Here is an 18,649-nt window from a genome sequence, read left to right on the forward strand (position 1 = left end):
CCTCGCCCCCGCCGAAGCGGCGTCGGCGCCGCTGGGCCCCGACGAGATCCGGGTGGCGATCCGCGCGGCCGGGCTCAACTTCCGGGACGTCGTGTACACGCTCGGGCTGCTCCCCGGTGACGCCTCCCTGGGCATCGAGGGCGCCGGCGTGATCACCGAGGTCGGCCCGGCCGTCACCGGTCTGGACGTCGGCGACCGCGTCATGGGCATGCTGCCCGACGCCTTCGGCCCGCTGACCGTGGTCGACCACCGTCTGGTCGTGCGCTTCCCCGACCACTGGACGTTCGAGGAGGCCGCCGCCGTCCCCATCGTCTACGGCACCGCGTACTACGCCCTGGTGGAACTGGCCCGCATCCAGCCCGGCGAGAGCCTGCTGCTGCACGCCGCCGCCGGCGGCGTGGGCCTGGCCGCCCTCCAGCTCGCCCGCCACCTGGGCGCCGAGGTGTACGGCACCGCCAGCCCCGGCAAATGGGACACCCTGCGCGCCGCGGGCCTCGACGACACCCACATCGCCTCCTCCCGGGACCTCGACTTCGAGCAGAGCTTCCTCGCCGCGACCGACGGCCGCGGCGTCGACGTCGTACTCGACTGCCTGGCACGGGAGTTCGTGGACGCCTCGCTGCGCCTGCAGCCGCACGGCGGGCGCTTCATCGAGATGGGCAAGACCGACATCCGCGACCCCGAGGAGGTCGCGGCGGCCCACCCCGGAATCGCCTACGAGGCGTTCGACCTGGTGACCGTCGCCCAGGAGGACCCCGACCTGTTCCGGCGGATGCTCGAGGAAGTCATCGAACTGTTCGAGCGGGGCGCGCTGCGGCCCTCACCGATCCGCACCTGGGACGTCCGCAGGGCGCCCGAGGCGTTCCGCCACCTGAGCCAGGCACGCAACACCGGAAAGATCGTCCTGACCATGCCGCCGATGTGGAACCCGCACGGCACGGTGCTGGTCACCGGCGGCACGGGGACGCTGGGCGCGCTGTTCGCCCGGCATCTGGTGACCGGGTACGGGGTGCGGCGCCTGCTGCTGGTGAGCCGCCGGGGCGCGGACGCTCCCGGGGCGGCCGACCTCGCAGCGGAACTGGGCGCGCTGGGCGCGGCGGTGCGGATCGCCGCGTGCGACGTGGCCGACCGTCAGGCGCTGGCGGGCCTGCTGGCGTCGGTGGAGGCGGAGCATCCGCTGACGGCGGTGGTGCACACGGCCGGGGTGCTGGACGACGGCACGGTGACGGCGCTGACGCCGCAGCGTCTTGAGCGGGTGCTGCGGCCCAAGGCGGACGCGGCCTGGCATCTGCACGAGCTGACGGCGGACCTGGACCTCGCCGCGTTCGTCCTGTTCTCCTCCGTGATGGGCACGATCGGCGGCGCGGGCCAGGCCAACTACAGCGCCGCCAACGTCTACCTGGACGCACTCGCCGAGCACCGCCGCGCCCAGGGCGCCGAGGCGACGTCGCTCGCCTGGGGCTTCTGGGACCAGCGCAGCGAACTCACCGGCGAACTCGACGAGGTGGACATCGCGCGCATGGCGCGCGCCGGTCTGGTGCCGCTGGCCTCCCACGAAGGCCTCGCGCTGTTCGACGCGGCGCTCTCCTCGCCCGACGCCGCCCTCGTGCCCGCCCGGCTCGACCTGTCGCGACTGCGCGCCCAGGCCGACTCCGGCTCCCTGCCCGGCGTCCTCAGCGGCCTGGTCCGCGCCCGGACCCGCCGCACCGTGGCCGCCGCCCCGGCCGCCGGCGGCAGCGCAGCCTCCCACCCGTTCGCCGGCCTCACCGGAGCCGAACTGGAGCGGACGCTCCTGGAGAGCGTGTGCGGCCACGCCGCCGCCGTCCTCGGACACGGGTCGCCCGGCGCGATCCGCGCCGACAGCAAGTTCAAGACGCTCGGCTTCGACTCGCTGTCCTCGGTCGAACTGCGCAACCGCCTCAACGAGGCCACGAATCTGCGCCTGTCGGCCACCGCCGTCTTCGACCACCCGACCCCGGCGGCCATGGTCGCCTACCTGCGCGGCGAACTCGGCGACGACCCCGCCGGCTCCGGCTCCGCTGCCGCGCCGGCGGCGCCCGTGGCCGCGCTGCACAGCGGCGACGACCCGGTCGTCATCGTCGGCCTCGGCCTGCGCCTGCCCGGCGGCGTGTCCACCCCGCAGGCACTGTGGGACCTCCTCACCTCCGGCCGGGACACCGTCGGCGACCTGCCCACCGACCGCGGCTGGGACCTCGACACCCTGCACGACGCCGACCCGGACCGGTCCAACAAGAGCTACGTCAGCAAGGGGTCGTTCCTCTACGACGCCGCCGGCTTCGACGCGGACTTCTTCGGGATCAGCCCGCGCGAGGCCCTCGCCATGGACCCCCAGCAGCGGCTGCTCATGGAGACCGCCTGGGAGGCCTTCGAACGCGCGGGCATCCGTCCCGAGTCGCTCCAGGGCAGCCAGGCCGGTGTCTTCGTCGGCGCCCTGTCCCAGGAGTACGGCTCACCCATGCACGAGGCGTCGGACGGCGTCGACGGCCTGATGCTGACCGGCAAGACGACCAGCGTCCTGTCCGGCCGCCTCGCCTACTTCCTGGGCCTGGAAGGACCCGCCCTCACCATCGACACCGCCTGCTCCTCGTCGCTGGTCGCGCTCCACCAGGCCGCACAGGCACTGCGCGGCGGCGAATGCTCCCTCGCCGTGGCCGGCGGCGTGTCGGTGATGCCGACCCCCGGCTTCTTCACGGAGTTCTCCCGCCAGCGCGGACTGGCCAAGGACGGCCGCATCAAGGCGTTCGCCGCCGGCGCCGACGGCACCGGCTGGGGCGAGGCCGTCGGCGTGCTCCTCCTCGAGCGGCTCTCCGACGCCCGCCGCAACGGCCACGAGGTCCTGGCCGTCGTCCGCGGCAGCGCCGTCAACCAGGACGGCGCCAGCAACGGCCTCACCGCCCCCAACGGGCCCTCGCAGCAGCGGGTGATCCGCCAGGCGCTGGCGAACGCCGGCCTGACGGGCGCGGACGTGGACGCGGTGGAGGCGCACGGCACGGGCACGAAGCTCGGCGACCCGATCGAGGCACAGGCCCTGCTGGCCACCTACGGGCAGGACCACACCCCCGAACAGCCGCTGTGGCTGGGCTCGCTGAAGTCCAACATCGGCCACACCATGGCGGCCGCCGGCGTCGCGGGCGTGATCAAGATGGTGGTCTCGATGAACCGGGGCACCCTGCCGCGCACCCTCCACGTCGACCAGCCGACACCACACGTCGACTGGGACCTGGGAGCCGTCGAGCTGCTGACCGAGGAACAGCCCTGGCCCAGCACGGGCCGCCCGCGCCGCGCCGCCGTCTCCGCGTTCGGCATCTCGGGCACCAACGCCCACCTCATCCTGGAACAGGCGCCCGGGCAGGAGACGCCCGAGAGCGTGGCCGGGCCCGGCGCGGACGCCCCGGGCGCCGTCGTGCCGTGGGCGCTGTCGGCCAAGTCGGCCGCCGCGCTGCGTGAACAGGCCGCGCGTCTCGCCGAGTTCGCGACCGCCCACCCCGACACGGACATCGCCGCGATCGGATCCGCCCTCGTCCACCACCGCACCCCCTTCGACCACCGCGCAGTCGTCGTCGGCACCGACCGGGCGACCCTGCTGGACGGCGTCAGGACCGTCACCGACAACACCTCCTCCCACCCGGTCGTTTCGGGTCGGACGGTGTTCGTGTTTCCGGGGCAGGGGTCGCAGTGGTTGGGGATGGCGGCGGGGTTGTATGCGCAGGCGCCGGTGTTCCGGGCCCGGTTGGAGGAGTGTGCGCGGGCGTTGTCCGAGTTCGTGGAGTGGGATCTGCTTCAGGTGCTGCTGGGGGAGGGCGACGGCGCTCTGTTGGAGCGGGTGGATGTGGTGCAGCCGGCGTTGTGGGCGGTGATGGTGTCGCTGGCTGAGTTGTGGCGTTCGTTCGGGGTGGCGCCGGATGCGGTGGTGGGGCATTCGCAGGGGGAGATCGCGGCGGCGGTGGTGGCGGGTGCGTTGTCGCTGGGGGACGGTGCGCGGGTGGTGGCGTTGCGCAGTCGGGCGATCGTGGCGTTGGCGGGGCGTGGGGGGATGGTGTCGGTGGCGTTGCCGGTGGAGCGGGTGCGTGCGGTGGTGGGGCGGTGGCCGGGTCGGGTGTCGGTGGCGGTGGTGAACGGTCCGTCGTCGACGGTGGTGTCGGGTTCGTGTGAGGTGTTGGAGGAGTTGGCGGGGTTGTGGGAGGGGGAGGGGTGCGGTGGCGTCGGGTGCCGGTGGATTATGCCTCGCATTCGCCTCATGTGGAGGTGTTGGAGGAGGAGTTGGCGCGGGTGTTGGAGCCGGTGGCGCCGCGGGTTCCGGTGGTGCCGTTGTATTCGACGGTGTCGGGTGAGGTGGTGGCGGACGCGTCGTTGGACGGGGGGTATTGGTATCGGAATCTGCGGGGGACGGTGGAGTTCGAGGGTGCGGCGCGGCGGTTGCTGGCGGACGGGTTCACGGCGTTCGTGGAGTGCAGTGCGCATCCGGTGCTGACGGTGGGGCTGGGGGAGACGTTCGACGCGCTGGGTGCGGATGTGGCGGTGGCGGTGGGGTCGTTGCGGCGTGACGAGGGCGGGATGGAGCGCTTCGCCCGTTCGTTGGGGCAGGCGTGGGCGCACGGCGTTCCCGTCGACTGGACGCCCCTCCTCCCGGCCGCGACGACCGGAGTGCCGCCGGTCGGTCTGCCCACCTACGCCTTCCAACGCACCCGCTACTGGCTCGACTCCACGCACCACCAGCCCACCGCACCCTCCGACCTCGGAACCGGCGCGGCCCACCCGCTCCTGGGACCGGCCGTCGAACTCCCGGGCGCGCAGTCGCTCCTGTTCACCGGACGGCTCTCCCCGAACACGCACGGACGGCTGGTCGAACACACCGGCGCCGGAGTCACCGTGCTGCCCGCCGCCGCACTCGCCGACGCCCTGCTGCACGCGGCCGGCGAGATCGGCTGCGAGCGGATCGACGAACTCGCCTTCCACGAGCCCCTGGTGATGCCCGAGCGCGGCGGCGTCCAGCTCCGCGTCGAGGTCGGCGAGCCCGACGCGGAGGGGCTGCGCGTCATGACCCTCCACTCCCGCAGGGAGAACCGGCCGCAGGGCACGCCATGGACCAGCCACGCCCGCGCCGTACTCGCCGCCGAGGAGGACGCCGGCACACCGCCGTCCTGGAACCTCGAGGTGTGGCCCCCGCTCGACGCCGACCCGGTCGACGTCACCGCTCTGGACAGCCTCGGCGGCCCGGACGGGCCGGGCGCGGTGCGTGCGGCCTGGCGGCGGGACGGCGAACTGTACGCGGAGATCGCCCTCGACCCGGGGGAGCCGCAGGAGCGGACGTCCGCCGACGGCTTCGGCGTCCACCCCGCTCTGCTCGGCACGGCCCTGCGCCTCGCGGACCCGGCCGGCACGGCGCAGCCCCTCCACGCCCCCGACGCACGGCTGCCCAACCGGTGGCACGGCGTCACGCTCCATGCCGTCGGGGCGTCCGTCGTGCGCGTACGCCTGACCCGCCAGGACGCGGACGGCCCCGGGCTCACGCTGGCCGTCGCGGACGACACCGGAGCCCCGGTGGCGACGATCGACGCCCTGACGTGGCGATCCGTCGCCGCGCACGACCTGCGGCAGGCGTCCGCCGCACAGCGCGGCGCCCTCCACACGCTCACGTGGGTCGAGGCGCGGACCCGGGGGCGCGGCGCCCCCGCACCCCGGAGCTGGGCCGTCGTCGGCGACGACCCGTTCGAGGCGCGCCTCGGACTCATGGCCGCGGGCACGTATGCCGAGGAGTATCCCGACCTGCAGACGCTCGCGGTCAGGATCGAGACGGACGGCGTCGCGGCGCCCGACGTCGTCCTGGTCACGAGCCCACCGGCCGCCGACGGGACGGCCGGCGCCGTCCGCCGGTCCGCCGAGGACGTGCTCGGCCTCGCCCGGACCTGGCTCGCCGACCGCAGGCTCGCCGCCTCCCGGCTGGTCGTCCTCACCCGCGGCGCCACCGCGCACGAAGGCGACGACCCCGCCACGGCGGCGGTCGGCGCACTGATCCGCGCGGCCCAGGACGAGGCGCCCGGCCGGTTCGTGCTGGTCGACACCGACGGCACCAAGGCGTCCTGGCGGGCCCTGACGAAGGCGCTGACCACCGACGAGGACCACGTCATGCTGCGCCGCAGCGTCGTACGCGTGCCACGGCTGGCCCGCGCCGACCTGACGGCCGGCACGACGGACCCGGCCTGTCCCCTCGACACGGCCGCCGGCGGCACGGCGTTGATCAGCGGCGCGGCCGGACAGCTCAGCGCCTCCTTCGCCCAGCACCTGGTCACGCGGCACGGCGTGCGCGACCTGCTGCTGCTCGGGCAGCCGGGCGAGGACCCGGGCGTCGACGGGGCGACGGCAGCCGCGTGGAGGGAACTCGGCGTCCGCGTCGACACCGCGACCTGCGACCCGGCCGACCCGCACGCCCTGACGGCGCTCCTGCGCGACCTGCCCGCCGACCGCCCCCTGCGCACCGTCGTCCACACCGCGGCACACCCCCACGGCACGGACGGGACGCCGGGGCAGGCCGAGGAGAGCGGGGCCGGGGCGGCCGGGGGAGCGACGGTCGCCGGCAGTGCGCCGGGCCGGATCGGCGCCGCCCTGCACGCCGAGGCGCTGCGGATCCGGGCGCTGCGCGAGGCGATCGACGCCCTCGCGGAGCCCCCCGCGCTCGTCCTGCTGTCCGCCGCGGCCGGCGCCGAGGGCCCGGGGGACGCCGTCGACGCGGCGGCCGGCGCGCTGCTGGCCTCCTGGGCGCGGCAGCGGCGGTCGGCCGGAGCGCCCGCGGTCGCGCTCCGGGTCACGCCCGAGGCCACCGGCCCGCAGGTGTACGACGGGCTGTGGGACGCGGGCGAGGCGGCGCTGCTCGTCGCCGAACCGGACGTCGAGGCGCTCGCCGCGCGCGCCGCGTCCGGCGCCCTGCCGGCCCTGTGGCGGGGCCTGGTGCGCGTCCCCGCCCGGCGCACCGTCCAGCGGGCCGGCGACGGTCAGGGCGCCACGTTCAAGCAGCGTCTGGTCGCGCTGGACGGACCCGGCCGCGAACGGCTCCTGCTGGAACTGGTCCTCGACCACGCCGCCACCGCGCTCGGCCACGGCTCGGCGGGCGCCGTCGACCCGGACCGCAAGTTCCGCGAACTCGGCTTCGACTCGCTGAGCGCCCTCGCCCTGCGCAACTCGCTCAACGACGTCACCGCGCTGCGGATGCCGCCCGGCGTCGTGTTCGACCACCCCACCTCCGCCGAACTCGCGGCGCACCTCGCGGACCGGCTCCTCGCACGGTAGGCCCGGGGCGGGCGGCAGGCCCCGGAGCCGGCCGCCCGCACACGGGCAGCCCCCACACACACAAGCCGAGCCGCCCGAACACGGGCAGCCCCCGACAGGACCAGCCAACACACAAGAAGGGAGGCGTGGTTGTGAGAACGCAAGGAGTGTTCCTCAGCTCGGTCGGGGTGTTCCTGCCCGATCCGGTGAGCGCGCAGGACGCCGTGGCCGACGGCCGCTACGACGAGGACGTCCACAAGGCGAGCGGCCTGACCGGCACCCATGTCGCGCACGGTGTCCCCGCGCTCGACATGGCGGTCGCCGCGGCGCGACGCGCGGTGCAACGCTGGGGACGGGACGTCGAGGACATCGAGTCCCACGTCCACGGCGGCGTCTACCACCAGGGGCCCGACGGCTCCTACCCGCCCGCGTACATCCTGCGGGAACTCGGCACGGGGCCCATTCCCTCGCTGCACATCCGGCAGGGCTGCAACGGCATGCTGGCCGCCCTCGAGGTCGTGATCGGGCAGATGACCGGCGCCGCCCAGGTGGAGACGGCGCTGCTGACCACGGCGCAGAACTTCCAGACGCCGCTCATCGACCGCTGGCGCGGCTTCGGCGACTCCTACATCCTCGCCGACGGCGCCGCGGCCGCCGTGGTCAGCACCGAGAGCGGCTTCGCCGAGGTGCGCTCCCTCAACTCCGGGACGCTGGCCGAACTGGAGCAGTGGCACCGCGGGGACGAGTCGCTGCTGCCGCCCCAGGACGGCACGGGGCGAGAGGTCGCCGTCGCCGAGCGGGCCGCGCTGTTCAACGAGCGGGAGATGTCGCTCGCCGAAACGGTCGAGCGCATCGGCGAGTTCGACCTGTCCATCGTCCAGCGCTCCCTGGTGGAGGCCGGCCTCAACGCCTGCGACATCGCCAAGGTCGTCCCGATCAACCAGGACGGCCGCATGATCGAGTACGCGGTCATGGGCCCGCTGGGCCTGCCCATGTCCCGTTCCAGCTGGGACTTCGGCCGCACCGTCGGCCATGTCGGGGCGGCCGACCTGCTCATCTCGCTCGACCACCTGGTGCGCACCGGCGAGGTGGCGCCAGGAGACCACGTCCTGCTGCTCTCCCAGGGACCCGGCTGGATCAGCTCCGCCGGAGTCGTGACGATCAAGGAAGTTCCGTCATGGTGACATCCGCCGCGGTGCCCGTCGCCGGCACCGAGCTCTACTACGAGACACGGGGCACGGGCCCTCTCCTGGTCGCCATGGACGGTGCGGGCGGCGACGCCCGGCGCATCCCCGGCCTGGTCGACCGCCTCGCCGACCACTACACGGTCCTCACCTACGACCGGCGCGGCATGTCGCGCAGCGCGGCCGGCGACCCGATGCCGCCCCTGACGCCGCGCACCCACGCGGACGACCTGGCCCTGCTGCTGAAGTCGCTCACCGACGAGCCCGCGCTGCTCTTCGGCACGAGTCTCGGAGCGCACGTGGGCCTGCATCTGCTGGCCCGCCACCCGCAGCTGGTGGCCACGCTCGTGGCGCACGAGCCCTCGGAGTTCTACTTCCTGACCGGAGCCGAGCGCGAGCTCGCCGGACAGGTGGTGCGCACGGCGTGCGACACCTACCGGCAGCAGGGGTTCGGCCCCGGCATGGTCAGCTGGGCGGCGTTCAACGACATCGACTACGGCAACCTGCAGTTCGAGCCCGGGGCCCGGCTGTCGCCGATGACGGACGAGCAGAAGGCCAACATCGACTTCTTCATCACGCACGAGATGCCCGCCTACACCGAAGTCCACCTCGACGACGCCGGCTTCGACGTGCTGCGCGCCGAGGCCGGCCGGCTCGTCCTCGCCACCGGCGCCCCCTCCGAGGGCAACTGGTCCTACCGCTGCACCGTCGCTCTCGCGCAGCGGCTCGGCAAGGAGACCGAGGAGCTGCCCGGCGGGCACGTCGGCCTCAAGACCCACCCCAGGGCCTTCGCGGCACGCCTGCGCAAGATCCTCAGGAACCAGGGCCACTGACCCCCCAAGGCCGTGGCAGGGGGGCGGGACCGGACGGCCCCGCCCCCTGCCACGCCCCGGCCCGGCCGCGTGCCGCCCCCCGGCCCCGCCGCGTGCCGGCCCCGGCTGCCGCCGGGTGCGGGTCTGGCTTGGCTACCGCCGGGCGGCGGTCCGGCGGCCCGGCACCGACTCGCCGATCCAGTCCAGGAGTTCGTGCCCGGCGGCGCTGAGCAGACCCGGCCGGTCCAGGAGCGAGTGGTGCAGCTCGCTCGAGCAGGCCCGCGCCGAGCGCACCGCCTCCTCCAGGAGCGCCGCCTGCGCGCCCTTGGCCCGTTCCAGGGCCGCGGTGCGCAGCCTGAGGAGGTGGACATAGCCGAACAGCGTGTGCAGACAGCGGGCCGCGGTCCACCACGTGCCCTGCCAGCACACGAAGATCTTCACGTCGCGTCCGTGCGGCCCGTCCCCGCGCGCGGGGGCGAAGTGGTCGTCGGTGCGCTGTATCTCGTTGAGCCACAGGTGCAGCGCCTCGTGGTACAGCGACTCCTGCAGGCTGTACACGGACGGCTCGGTGAACATGAAGCCGGGCGGCAGATGATGCAGACCGAGCCCCGTCAGGAAGGCGGTGAAGGGCAGCTCCCGGAACGAGCAGGACGCCATGGTCTCGCCCAGCGGCGCCTGTTCGCGGCGCGGCTTGAGCAGGACGAGCACGCTGATGAACGCCTCCACGGCCCGCGCGGCCTCAGGACACAGGCCCGCCAGCGTGTCCACCGCCTCCGTCATCCAGGCCGTCGTACGCGGCCCCGGCCGCACCGTGCGGTACCCGGACAGGCCCACGTCCGCCAGGGTCGCAGGCCCCAGCGCCGTCGCGTACCGCAGCCGCAGCGCGCCGCTGCCGAACTCCACCAGTTCGCAGTCCTCGCGCCCGGTGTACGCGGTCCGCGACCGCGGCCCGCACTCCGGGGCCCGGCCGAGGTTGAGCCGGCGGCACAGATGCGGCGGCAGCGGATCCACCGGCCCGGGGCCGGACCAGGGGGCGGGGCCGGCGGCGGCGCTCGTGAGCAGGGCGGCGTACCGCTGCCGGACGACGGTGAGGCCGCGCGGTTCCGTGCGCGTCCGCTCCCGTGCGACGACGGTGCTCATCGGGTGTCCTCTCGCGTCGGGTCAGGGGTTGTCACCGGTGTGCAGCCGGGCCAGCGACGCCCGCGCGTACACCACCTGGTAGCCGGGCACGGTGAACAGGGACTCCCGGAAGACGCCCGCCCGCGGGGACACCAGAGCCTCGAACCCGTCGTGCGGGCCGTACAGTTCGGCCCGTTCGGCCAGGAAGAAGTGAAGGTTGAGGGCGTCCACGCGACGCTGTCTGAGCCACCACAGGCGCCGCTCCTCAGCGCCGCCGCGGGCCGCCAGATACGCGGCGACGACCTGCTCCTCCCAGCGGTGCGCGAGCCGTTCCGAGGCGAGCTGGCCGCGCGCCGTGCGCACCGGCCGGGCCCGCTCGTACAGGCAGTGGCCCAGCTCGTGGGCCACGCCGGCCAACGCCCCGAGCGTCGGCCCGTCCTGCCCGTGCACGACGGGGCGGCTGTGCTCGTCGTCGACCGTGCGGAACGTGGTCGGCTCGTCGAGCGAGGACTGGGCCAGCACCTGGCGGACGGCGTCGGCGCGGCCGCGCAGCAGGGGGAGCTCCGGGATGATCTCGGCGGCGCGGGCGTGGGTGGGGTGGTGCAGCACCGTGTCGTCCGCGAGCCCCGGCAGCGCCAGTTCCATCAGCCGCGCCAGGTCGCCGGCGCGCAGCGGCAGGGCACAGGCGTAGGCGCCGGACCGCACCACCGTGCGCATCTGACGCAGGGTCGCGTCGGACAGGGCCCGCAGCCAGGGCGCCGACCGCAGGCGGGCGAGGGCGGCCGCGCGGCCCGCCAGCAGCCGCTCCAGCACCTCTCCGCCGCCCAGCAGCGCCTCGCGCTGCAGGCGCCGCAGCTGGTCGCGGTAGGCGGCGATGCCGGGCCCGTACCCGCGCAGCAGGGCGGTGTCGATGGTGTCCGGCATGCACGCTCACCGGGCCGCCGGCTGCGCGGCGGGCACGCCGGGCTCGATGTGGAGGCTGATCTCCCAGCGGTCCGCGAGCTCCTGGAGCTCGCGCACGAGCGGGCCGGCCCACGGCGGGCCGCCGGGCAGCAGCACCGCCACGTCGCCCACCGCGCCGACCCGGTACAGGATCTGTTCCAGCACCCGGGCGCAGGCGCCTTGGGCGTCGGCGCCGTCCGGGCCCGGCAAGGCCAGCGACTCGGCCGGGCCGGCGGTCAACCGCCCTACGTCGAGGGCGGGACGGAGCGGATGCAGCACCAGCGCGGCCGCCCGCAGCTGCGTCAGCGCGGCCCGCGTGACCTGCTGCGCGCCGGCGTCGACGGCCACGACCCTGATGTGCCGCACCAGCGTCGTGTCGGGAGTGTGCAGGGACATGGCTGTGTCCTTCCGGGGAGATGCCGTACGGCCCGACCGACGCGGACGGCCGGGGACGCGCCCGAGGGGGCGGGCGCGTCCCCGGCCCGCCTCCCTCAGTCGGCGGGCCCTGTTCCGTCGCTGATGTCCGCGACGAGCTGCTCCAGGTCGGTCGGGATCGCGGACTGCAGACGCGGGGCGAGAGCCGCAGCCCCGCCTCCGCCTCCGCCGTCGCCTCCGCCGTCGACGTTGACGTATTCGACGGTCTCGACGCCGTCGACGGGCCCGTTGGCCGAATCGGACATGGAACCTCCTGCACGATGCGGGGGACCCGGACGGCAGCCCCGGTCCCGCGTGACTGGTCGCAGCCACGATCCGCCCCCGGCTAAAGCGGGGGCTGCGCGCCTGCTGGGACGAGCCCGCGCTTCGAGCCGCCGCCGAAGCCCCGCCCGCGAAAGCCCCGTTCAGGGAAGGCCCCGCTCAGGCCACCGCTTCCTTCCTCCACACCCCGGGCCGCACCTCCGACCAGCCCGACGCCGGCACCCGGGGGCCGACGAGGTCGGCGAGGCGGCGGCGGGCGTAGGCCTCCAGACGGGCGTCCGCCAGCTCCGTCGCCTGGGTCAGGCACCGCACGAAGTGGGCCCGGGCCGCGTCCCGGTCGTGCGACTCCAGCGCCAGCAGGCCCCGCAGACGGTGGCTCTCGAAGCGGCCGCGGCGGTCGGGCGCCGGCGCGTCCGGCGCGCCCGGCACCAGCGCCGCCGCCGCGTCCGTCGCGCCGCTGTCCAGCCGCAGATCGGCCAGGCCCGTCAACGCCCGCACGCGCTCCTCGTCGGCGCCCGCCGCGTCGGCCGTCAGCAGGGCACGCTCGAACAGGTCCTCCGCCACGGCGACCCGCCGCCGCTGCCAGGCGAGATCGCCCATGGCCCGCAACAGCCGCGCCTGCGCCGCCAGATCGCCCGTGCGCTGCGCCGCGTCCAGCGCCAGATCGTGGCAGACGGAACGCTCCTCCCACGCCGCCAGCGACTCCAGGAACCCCGCCATGCCGTCCACCAGGCGCAGCGTCGCCGACCACAGCCCCGCCGCGTGCGCCTGCCGCACCAGCGCCAGCAGCACCGGCCGCCGCCCCCGGAACCAGTCCAGCGGATGGCGCCCCTCGACCGGCTCCCCGGCGAACACGCCCACCGCCTCGACCTCGTCGGCCGCCGCGCCGCACAGCCGGTTCAGCGCGGCCCGCCGGACGTCGGCGTCCACCTCGGCGGCGAGCAGCTCCCCGGCCAGCAGCCGCAACAGCTCCGGCATGCGGTACCCGACCGTGCCACCGGCCCGGGCCGGCTCCGTCTGCAGGACCTGCGCCCGCACCAGCGCGTCCGCCGTCTCCCGCGCCGCCTGCAGGTCCGTCTCCAGCAGGGCCGCCGCCGCACGCAGCCCGAACGGCCCGGCGGGCAGCAGCCCCCACAGCAGGAAGGCCCGCCGCCGCGGATCGCTCAGCTCGTCCGCGGCCTGCCGCAGCCGCGGGCGCAGTGCGGGGTCCGCCGCGCCCAGCTCCGCGAGCCGGGTGCGCTCCTCACGCAGCCGCGCGGCGAGCGCCGCGCACGTCTGCCGCGGCCGGCCCGCCAGCAGGCTTCCCGCCGCCCGCAGCGCCAGCGGCAGAGCACCGCACAGCGCCACGACGTCCGCCGCCCCCGTCCCCGCGCCCGCGTCCGGCGCCGTCCCGCCCGCCGCGGCCAGCAGCAGCGCCCGGGCGTCCCGCGCCGAGGGCACGCCGAGCGCGACGACCCGCCCCTCGAGCCCCTCGGGCACGCCCCGGCAGGTGACCAGCACCGTGCTGTCCGGCATGGCCGCGAGCACCGGACGGACCTGGTCGGCCGAGACCGCGTCGTCCAGGACCAGCAGACACCGCCGGCCGGCCGTCGACTGCCGCAGCACGGCGGCCGGTTCCCCGCCGCCCGCCGGCGCCGCACCGTGCGCCGCGAACCGGCGCAGCAGCTGCGCCAGCACCTGCGCCGCGTCCAGCGGACGCCCGCCCCCGGTGCGCAGCCGCACGAGCGCCGAACCGTCGAAGCCGTCGCCCGCGCGGTGCGCCGCGGCCAGGGCCAGCGCGCTCTTGCCGACGCCCGCCGGGCCCGAAAGGACGACGAGCCCGCCGCCGGGCGGCCCCAACGCCTCACCCAGAACCGCCAGTTCCTCCTCGCGGCCGGTGAACAGCAGGTCGCCGGAGGGAAGTCCACCGCTCACCGCCCACGCAGCCCCGCCGCCGGCGGGCCGCGTCACGGCGGCCGGCGGCGACGGCTCGGTCCGCTCGGCCCGCCCCGCAGGCCGAAGCAGCAGGGGATCGCCCACCAGGATGCGCTGGTGCAGCGCCTGCAACGCCCGGCCGGGCTCTATGGCCAGCTCCTCCACGAGCCCCCGGCGCAGCCGCGCGAACACCTGCAGCGCGTCGGCCTGCCGCCCCGACCGGTACAGCGCCACCATCAGATGCGCGTGGAACTCCTCGCGCAGCGGCAGCTCCGCGGTCACCGCCTGCAGCTCGCCGATCAGCCCCCGATGACGGCCCAGATGCAGCTCGGCCCTGATGCACTGTTCCAGCGCCGACGTGCGCATCTCCGACAGCCGCACCGCCGTGGCGTCCAGCAGCGGTCCGTGCGGGGTGTCCGACAGGAGCGGCCCGCGCCACAGACCGAGGGCCCGGCGCTGCAGATCTGCCGCGCCCCGGTAGTCCTGCCGGTCCATCAGCTCCCGGCCCCGGCCGTGCAGCTCCTCCAGCACCGCCAGGTCCAACTGCGCCGGGTCCAGCCGCAGTTCGTACCCCGGCGGCCGCGTCACCAGCGCGTCGCGGCCCAGCTCGGCGTCCACCTCGTGCAGCAGCTTGCGCAGCTGCGAGATGTACACCTGGAGCGTCGTCGTCGCGGTGCGCGGCGGGTCCTCGCCCCACAGCTCGTCGATCAGGCTGTCCACCGACACGATCTCGTTCGCCCGCACCAGCAGCGTGGCGAGGACGACCCGTATCTTCGCCGCGCGCGGCGTCAGAGCCTCGGACGTGCCCGGCGCTCCCCGTACCTCCAGCGGACCCAGAATCCTGAATCGCATGGCGCCCCCTGTCCTAGACGAGCCACGATAGGCCGGGCCCCACCCCTGTTTTCGGACAGGCACCCCCCTATCCGCGACGGTCCTCCCACCCCGAGCCGGTCCGCGCATGAGAGCTCTGCAAGCCCTGCTTTAGCACCGGCGATGACCATGCGGAGGCCTTGGCCACAAGGGGGCACGGCGCGTCCCGCTCCGGTCCCGAGGGCACCACGAGGGGGCGAAGTGACTGGCGAGACCGCCGCTGACATCACGCGAAACGACGAGTACGGCACGTTCACCCGGCTGCTGCTCGACCGGGCGCAGGCCCTTGGCGACACCACCGCGCACGTCTTCGTACGCGACACCGGCGCCGCGACCGCCGCGGAACACCTCACCTACGGCGAACTCGACCGGACGGCCCGGACCCTGGCGCTGCGGCTGCACGAACGCGGCGCCCAGGGCCGGCCCGTCCTGCTGCTGCACCCGCCCGGCCCCGACTTCCTCAAGGCGTTCGCCGGCTGCCTGTACGCCGGAGCCATCGCCGTCCCGGCCCCGCTGCCCGGCGACCGCGGCGAGCGGCTGCACCGCCTGACCGGCATCATCAAGGACACCGGCGCCCAGCTCGTCCTCACCGACATCGCCCACGCCCCCGACGTGTCGCTGTGGCTCGCCACCGCGGGCCGCGGCGACGTCGTGTGCCTGGCCACCGACGTCGACGAGGACGACGGCCCCGACGACTGGCGCCCGCCCACCACCGGCCCCGACGACCTGGCGTTCCTGCAGTACACCTCCGGATCCACCTCACAGCCGCGCGGCGTCATGGTCAGCCACCGCAACCTCCTCGCCAACCAGGAGGTGATGCGCCGCGCCCTCGGCACCACAGCGGCCGACCGGTTCGGCGGCTGGCTGCCCCACTACCACGACATGGGCCTCATCGCCCATCTCCTGCACCCCCTGTGGCTGGGCAGCGCGTCCGTGCAGATGGCCCCGAGCGCCTTCATCAAACGCCCCGTCCGCTGGCTGCGGATGATCGAGGAACACGGGGTGACGATCGGCGGCGGCCCCAACTTCTGCTACGACCTGTGCCTGCGCCGGATCACCGACGAACAGGTCGCCGGCCTGGACCTGTCCCGCTGGCGGCTGGCCCTCAACGGCGCCGAACCGGTACGCGCCCAGACCCTCGAGGCGTTCACCCGCCGCTTCGCCGCCGCCGGCCTCGACGCCGCCGCCGTCTACCCCGCCTACGGACTCGCCGAAGCCACCCTCATGGTGTCCGGCGGCGCCCCCGGCCGCCCCTACGGCCGGCTCACCGTCGACCAGCCGGGCCTCGAACACGACGCGCTGCGCGCCCCCGCCCCCCGAGCCGCCGCCCGCATCCTCGTCAGCAGCGGCCGCGCCGACGGCTTCGACGTACGCATCGTCGACCCCGTCGACGGCCGCGAACTGCCCGCGGGCCGCGTCGGCGAGATCTGGCTGCGCGGCGACAGCGTGGCCCAGGGCTACTGGCGCAAACCCCTGGAGACGGCCGAGACCTTCCACGCCGTCCTCGCCGGCGCCGGCGGCGACGGCGGCTATCTGCGCACCGGCGACCTCGGCGCCCTCGACGGCGGCGAACTCTACGTCACCGGACGGCTGAAGGAAGTCATCATCCTCAACGGCCGCAACATCTACCCGCAGGACGTCGAATGGGCCCTGCGCGAGGTCAGCCCCGCCCTCGGCGCCTGCCACGGCGCCGTGTTCACCGTCGGCGCCGACCGCGAACAGCTCGTCGTCGTCCAGGAGGTGCGCGCCCCGCACGCCGACCAGAGCCGCCTGCACGCCCTGGCCTGCCGGATGCAGGCCCTGATCGGCCGGGACTTCGACGTGCCCGTCGGCAACGTGGTGCTGGTGCGCCCCGGCACCCTGCGCCGCACCACCAGCGGCAAGACACAACGCACCCTGATGCGCAGACTGTTCCTGGAGGACCGGCTGTCCCCCCTGTTCGAGGTCCTCGACCCGCAGGTCGAGAACCTGGTGCGGCCCCGGCCCGCGGACGAGGACGCCCTGTCCGCCGTCGCCGGCGGACCGCGGGACCTGTCGTGGTGAACGGGCTCACCACCGCGCCGCGGCCCCCCGTCCGGCCCGCCGCGCCCGAGGACCGGGCGGCCGAACTGGAGAAACGGTTCGGGGACCCCGCCGCCCCCGGCAACCCCGTCGGCTACGCCGCACTGCTGTCCGCCGACCGGCGGGCCGCGCTGTCCGCCGACGCCGAGGACCTCCTCGACGACTTCGGCATGCACCTGGAGTACGTGCCCCGCGCCCTGGGCGGCCGCTTCACCTGCGCGGAGACGCTGCTGCGCGTGATGCGTCCGGTCTTCCGCCGCGACGTCAGCCTCGGCATGGGCTACGGCATGAGCACCTTCATGGCCGCATCCGACGTGTGGCTGGCCGGCAGCCGCCACCAGCAGGACTGGCTGGCCCGGCTGCTCATCGGGCGGTCCAAGGCCGCCATCGCCCAGCACGAGACGGCCCACACCAACGACTTCGTCCGCAGCCAGGTCCGCGCCGTGCACGCGGACGGCCGGCTCCACGTCACCGGCGCCAAGACCATCGTCAACAACGCGCGCCGCGCCGACGCCCTGGTGCTGTTCTGCCGCACCGACGACCGCGTCGGCAGCGCCAGCCACTCGGCACTCCTGCTCGACCCCCGCACCCTGCCCGCCGACCGCTACCGGGCCGGCTCGCGCCGCCCCTCCGTCGGACTGCGCGGCGCCCACCTGGACAGCATCGAGTTCGACGACTGCCCGCTGCCCGAGGACGCCCTGCTCGGGCCGGCCGGCAGCGGCGTCCCCACCGCACTGCGCTCCTTCCAGGTCAGCCGCACCCTCACCGCCGCCATGGTGGCCGCGGCCGTCGACACCAGCCTGCGCACCGCGGTCCTCGTCGACCGCATCCAGGGCCCGGGCGACGGCGGCCTGTCACCCATGGACCCCGAGGCCACCGCCGCCACCCTCGCCAACTCCTTCGTCAACCTGCTCTTCTACGACTGCCTCGCCGTCGTCGCCACCCGCGCCCTGCACCTGTACCCGGCCGAGACCAGCGTCTACTCGGCCGCCGTCAAGGCACTGCTGCCCCGCGTCCTGAGCGAGACGATGTACGACCTGGCGACCGTCCTCGGCTCGCAGATCTACACCCGCGCCGGCACGATCGGCGTGTTCCAGAAACACATCAGGGACGTGCCGGTCATCAGCCTCGGCCACGCCGGGACCGTCGCCTGCCAGGCCACCATCATCCCCCAGCTCCCGAGCCTGGCCCGCAGCTGGTTCTCCGGCGAAGGCGCAGGCCCCGGCCTGTTCCGCCCGGCCGCACCGCTGCCCCCCTTCGACTACACCGCCCTGGTCCTCGCCGGCGGACGCGACAGCCTCAGCGCCACCCTGATCGACACGGCCGCCACCCTCCCCGCCCGCAACCCCGTCGAACGCGCCCTGCGCGCCCTGGCCGGACAGTTCGTCGACGAACTCGACGACCTGCGCGCCAGAATCCTCGCGCTGCCCCCGGTGAACGAGCACACGCCGGTGCGCCCCGCCTGGTTCGCCCTGACCGACCGCTACGTCCTCGTCCTGGCCGCCGCCGCCGTCCTCGGCGTGTGGCGGCACAGCCGCGACGACCGCGACCCCTTCCTCGCCGACCCGGCCTGGGCGACGGCCGCCCTGCACCGCATCGCCCGCCGCCTCGGCGCCCCCGCCGCGGACCTGCCCCCCCAGTGCATGGCCCGCGTGCACCAGGAGGTGCTGGCCCGCTTCGGCGACCGCCGCAGCTACGACCTGTACAACACGCCGCTCCCCGGCTGACCGCCGACCGAGCCACCACCCCCCTTCTCCCGCAACGGCC

At 75.1% G+C, this 18,649-nt stretch carries 9 protein-coding genes and 2 pseudogenes; 6 read left to right on the top strand and 5 right to left on the bottom strand.

What is annotated here, in order from left to right:
- Window positions 1-43: 43 nt before the first annotated feature.
- From OHS82_RS43700 to OHS82_RS43010, 4 genes and pseudogenes are all read left to right on the top strand, one after another.
- Window positions 44-3,583, top strand: a pseudogene (locus tag OHS82_RS43700) (type I polyketide synthase); the annotation flags it as partial.
- A 144-nt stretch (window positions 3,584-3,727) separates the two neighbouring features.
- A pseudogene (locus OHS82_RS43705) lies at window positions 3,728-7,305 on the top strand (acyltransferase domain-containing protein); the annotation flags it as partial.
- Window positions 7,306-7,436: 131 nt separating this feature from the next.
- Window positions 7,437-8,468, top strand: a complete 1,032-nt coding sequence (locus tag OHS82_RS43005) for a ketoacyl-ACP synthase III family protein (protein ID WP_057578448.1) — start codon at window positions 7,437-7,439, stop codon at window positions 8,466-8,468.
- Window positions 8,462-9,301: an alpha/beta fold hydrolase gene (locus tag OHS82_RS43010; RefSeq protein WP_057578446.1), complete on the top strand. Its 840-nt coding sequence runs from the start codon at window positions 8,462-8,464 to the stop codon at window positions 9,299-9,301. The genes OHS82_RS43005 and OHS82_RS43010 overlap by 7 nt, the downstream gene beginning before the upstream one ends.
- A gap of 132 nt (window positions 9,302-9,433) precedes the next feature.
- On the opposite strand, the gene OHS82_RS43015 is transcribed toward OHS82_RS43010, so the two are convergent.
- The 5 genes from OHS82_RS43015 to OHS82_RS43035 form a co-directional block, all read right to left on the bottom strand.
- Window positions 9,434-10,420 (bottom strand): hypothetical protein, encoded by a 987-nt coding sequence (locus OHS82_RS43015; protein WP_328432904.1) that lies wholly within the window; start codon window positions 10,418-10,420, stop codon window positions 9,434-9,436.
- A gap of 21 nt (window positions 10,421-10,441) precedes the next feature.
- Window positions 10,442-11,323 (bottom strand): hypothetical protein, encoded by an 882-nt coding sequence (locus OHS82_RS43020; protein WP_057578442.1) that lies wholly within the window; start codon window positions 11,321-11,323, stop codon window positions 10,442-10,444.
- 6 nt (window positions 11,324-11,329) lie between these two features.
- Entirely contained in the window at window positions 11,330-11,737 is a 408-nt protein-coding gene (locus OHS82_RS43025; protein WP_057578440.1) for an SAM-dependent methyltransferase, read from the bottom strand.
- A 95-nt stretch (window positions 11,738-11,832) separates the two neighbouring features.
- Window positions 11,833-12,021 carry a hypothetical protein gene (locus tag OHS82_RS43030; protein WP_057578438.1) on the bottom strand — a complete coding sequence of 63 codons (189 nt, stop codon included), beginning with the start codon at window positions 12,019-12,021 and terminating at the stop codon, window positions 11,833-11,835.
- 175 nt (window positions 12,022-12,196) lie between these two features.
- Window positions 12,197-14,803: an AfsR/SARP family transcriptional regulator gene (locus tag OHS82_RS43035; protein WP_057578435.1), complete on the bottom strand. Its 2,607-nt coding sequence runs from the start codon at window positions 14,801-14,803 to the stop codon at window positions 12,197-12,199.
- A 219-nt stretch (window positions 14,804-15,022) separates the two neighbouring features.
- Here OHS82_RS43035 and OHS82_RS43040 point away from each other — a divergent pair, with 219 nt between their 5' ends.
- Both OHS82_RS43040 and OHS82_RS43045 read left to right on the top strand, forming a co-directional pair.
- Window positions 15,023-16,864: a fatty acyl-AMP ligase gene (locus OHS82_RS43040; protein WP_242433141.1), complete on the top strand. Its 1,842-nt coding sequence runs from the start codon at window positions 15,023-15,025 to the stop codon at window positions 16,862-16,864.
- Window positions 16,858-18,609, top strand: coding sequence for an acyl-CoA dehydrogenase (locus tag OHS82_RS43045; protein ID WP_057578434.1), 1,752 nt, complete (start codon window positions 16,858-16,860; stop codon window positions 18,607-18,609). The genes OHS82_RS43040 and OHS82_RS43045 overlap by 7 nt, the downstream gene beginning before the upstream one ends.
- The last annotated feature ends 40 nt before the right edge of the window (window positions 18,610-18,649 follow it).

Origin of the sequence: Streptomyces sp. NBC_00425, assembly GCF_036030735.1 — a bacterium.
Lineage (GTDB): Bacteria > Actinomycetota > Actinomycetes > Streptomycetales > Streptomycetaceae > Streptomyces.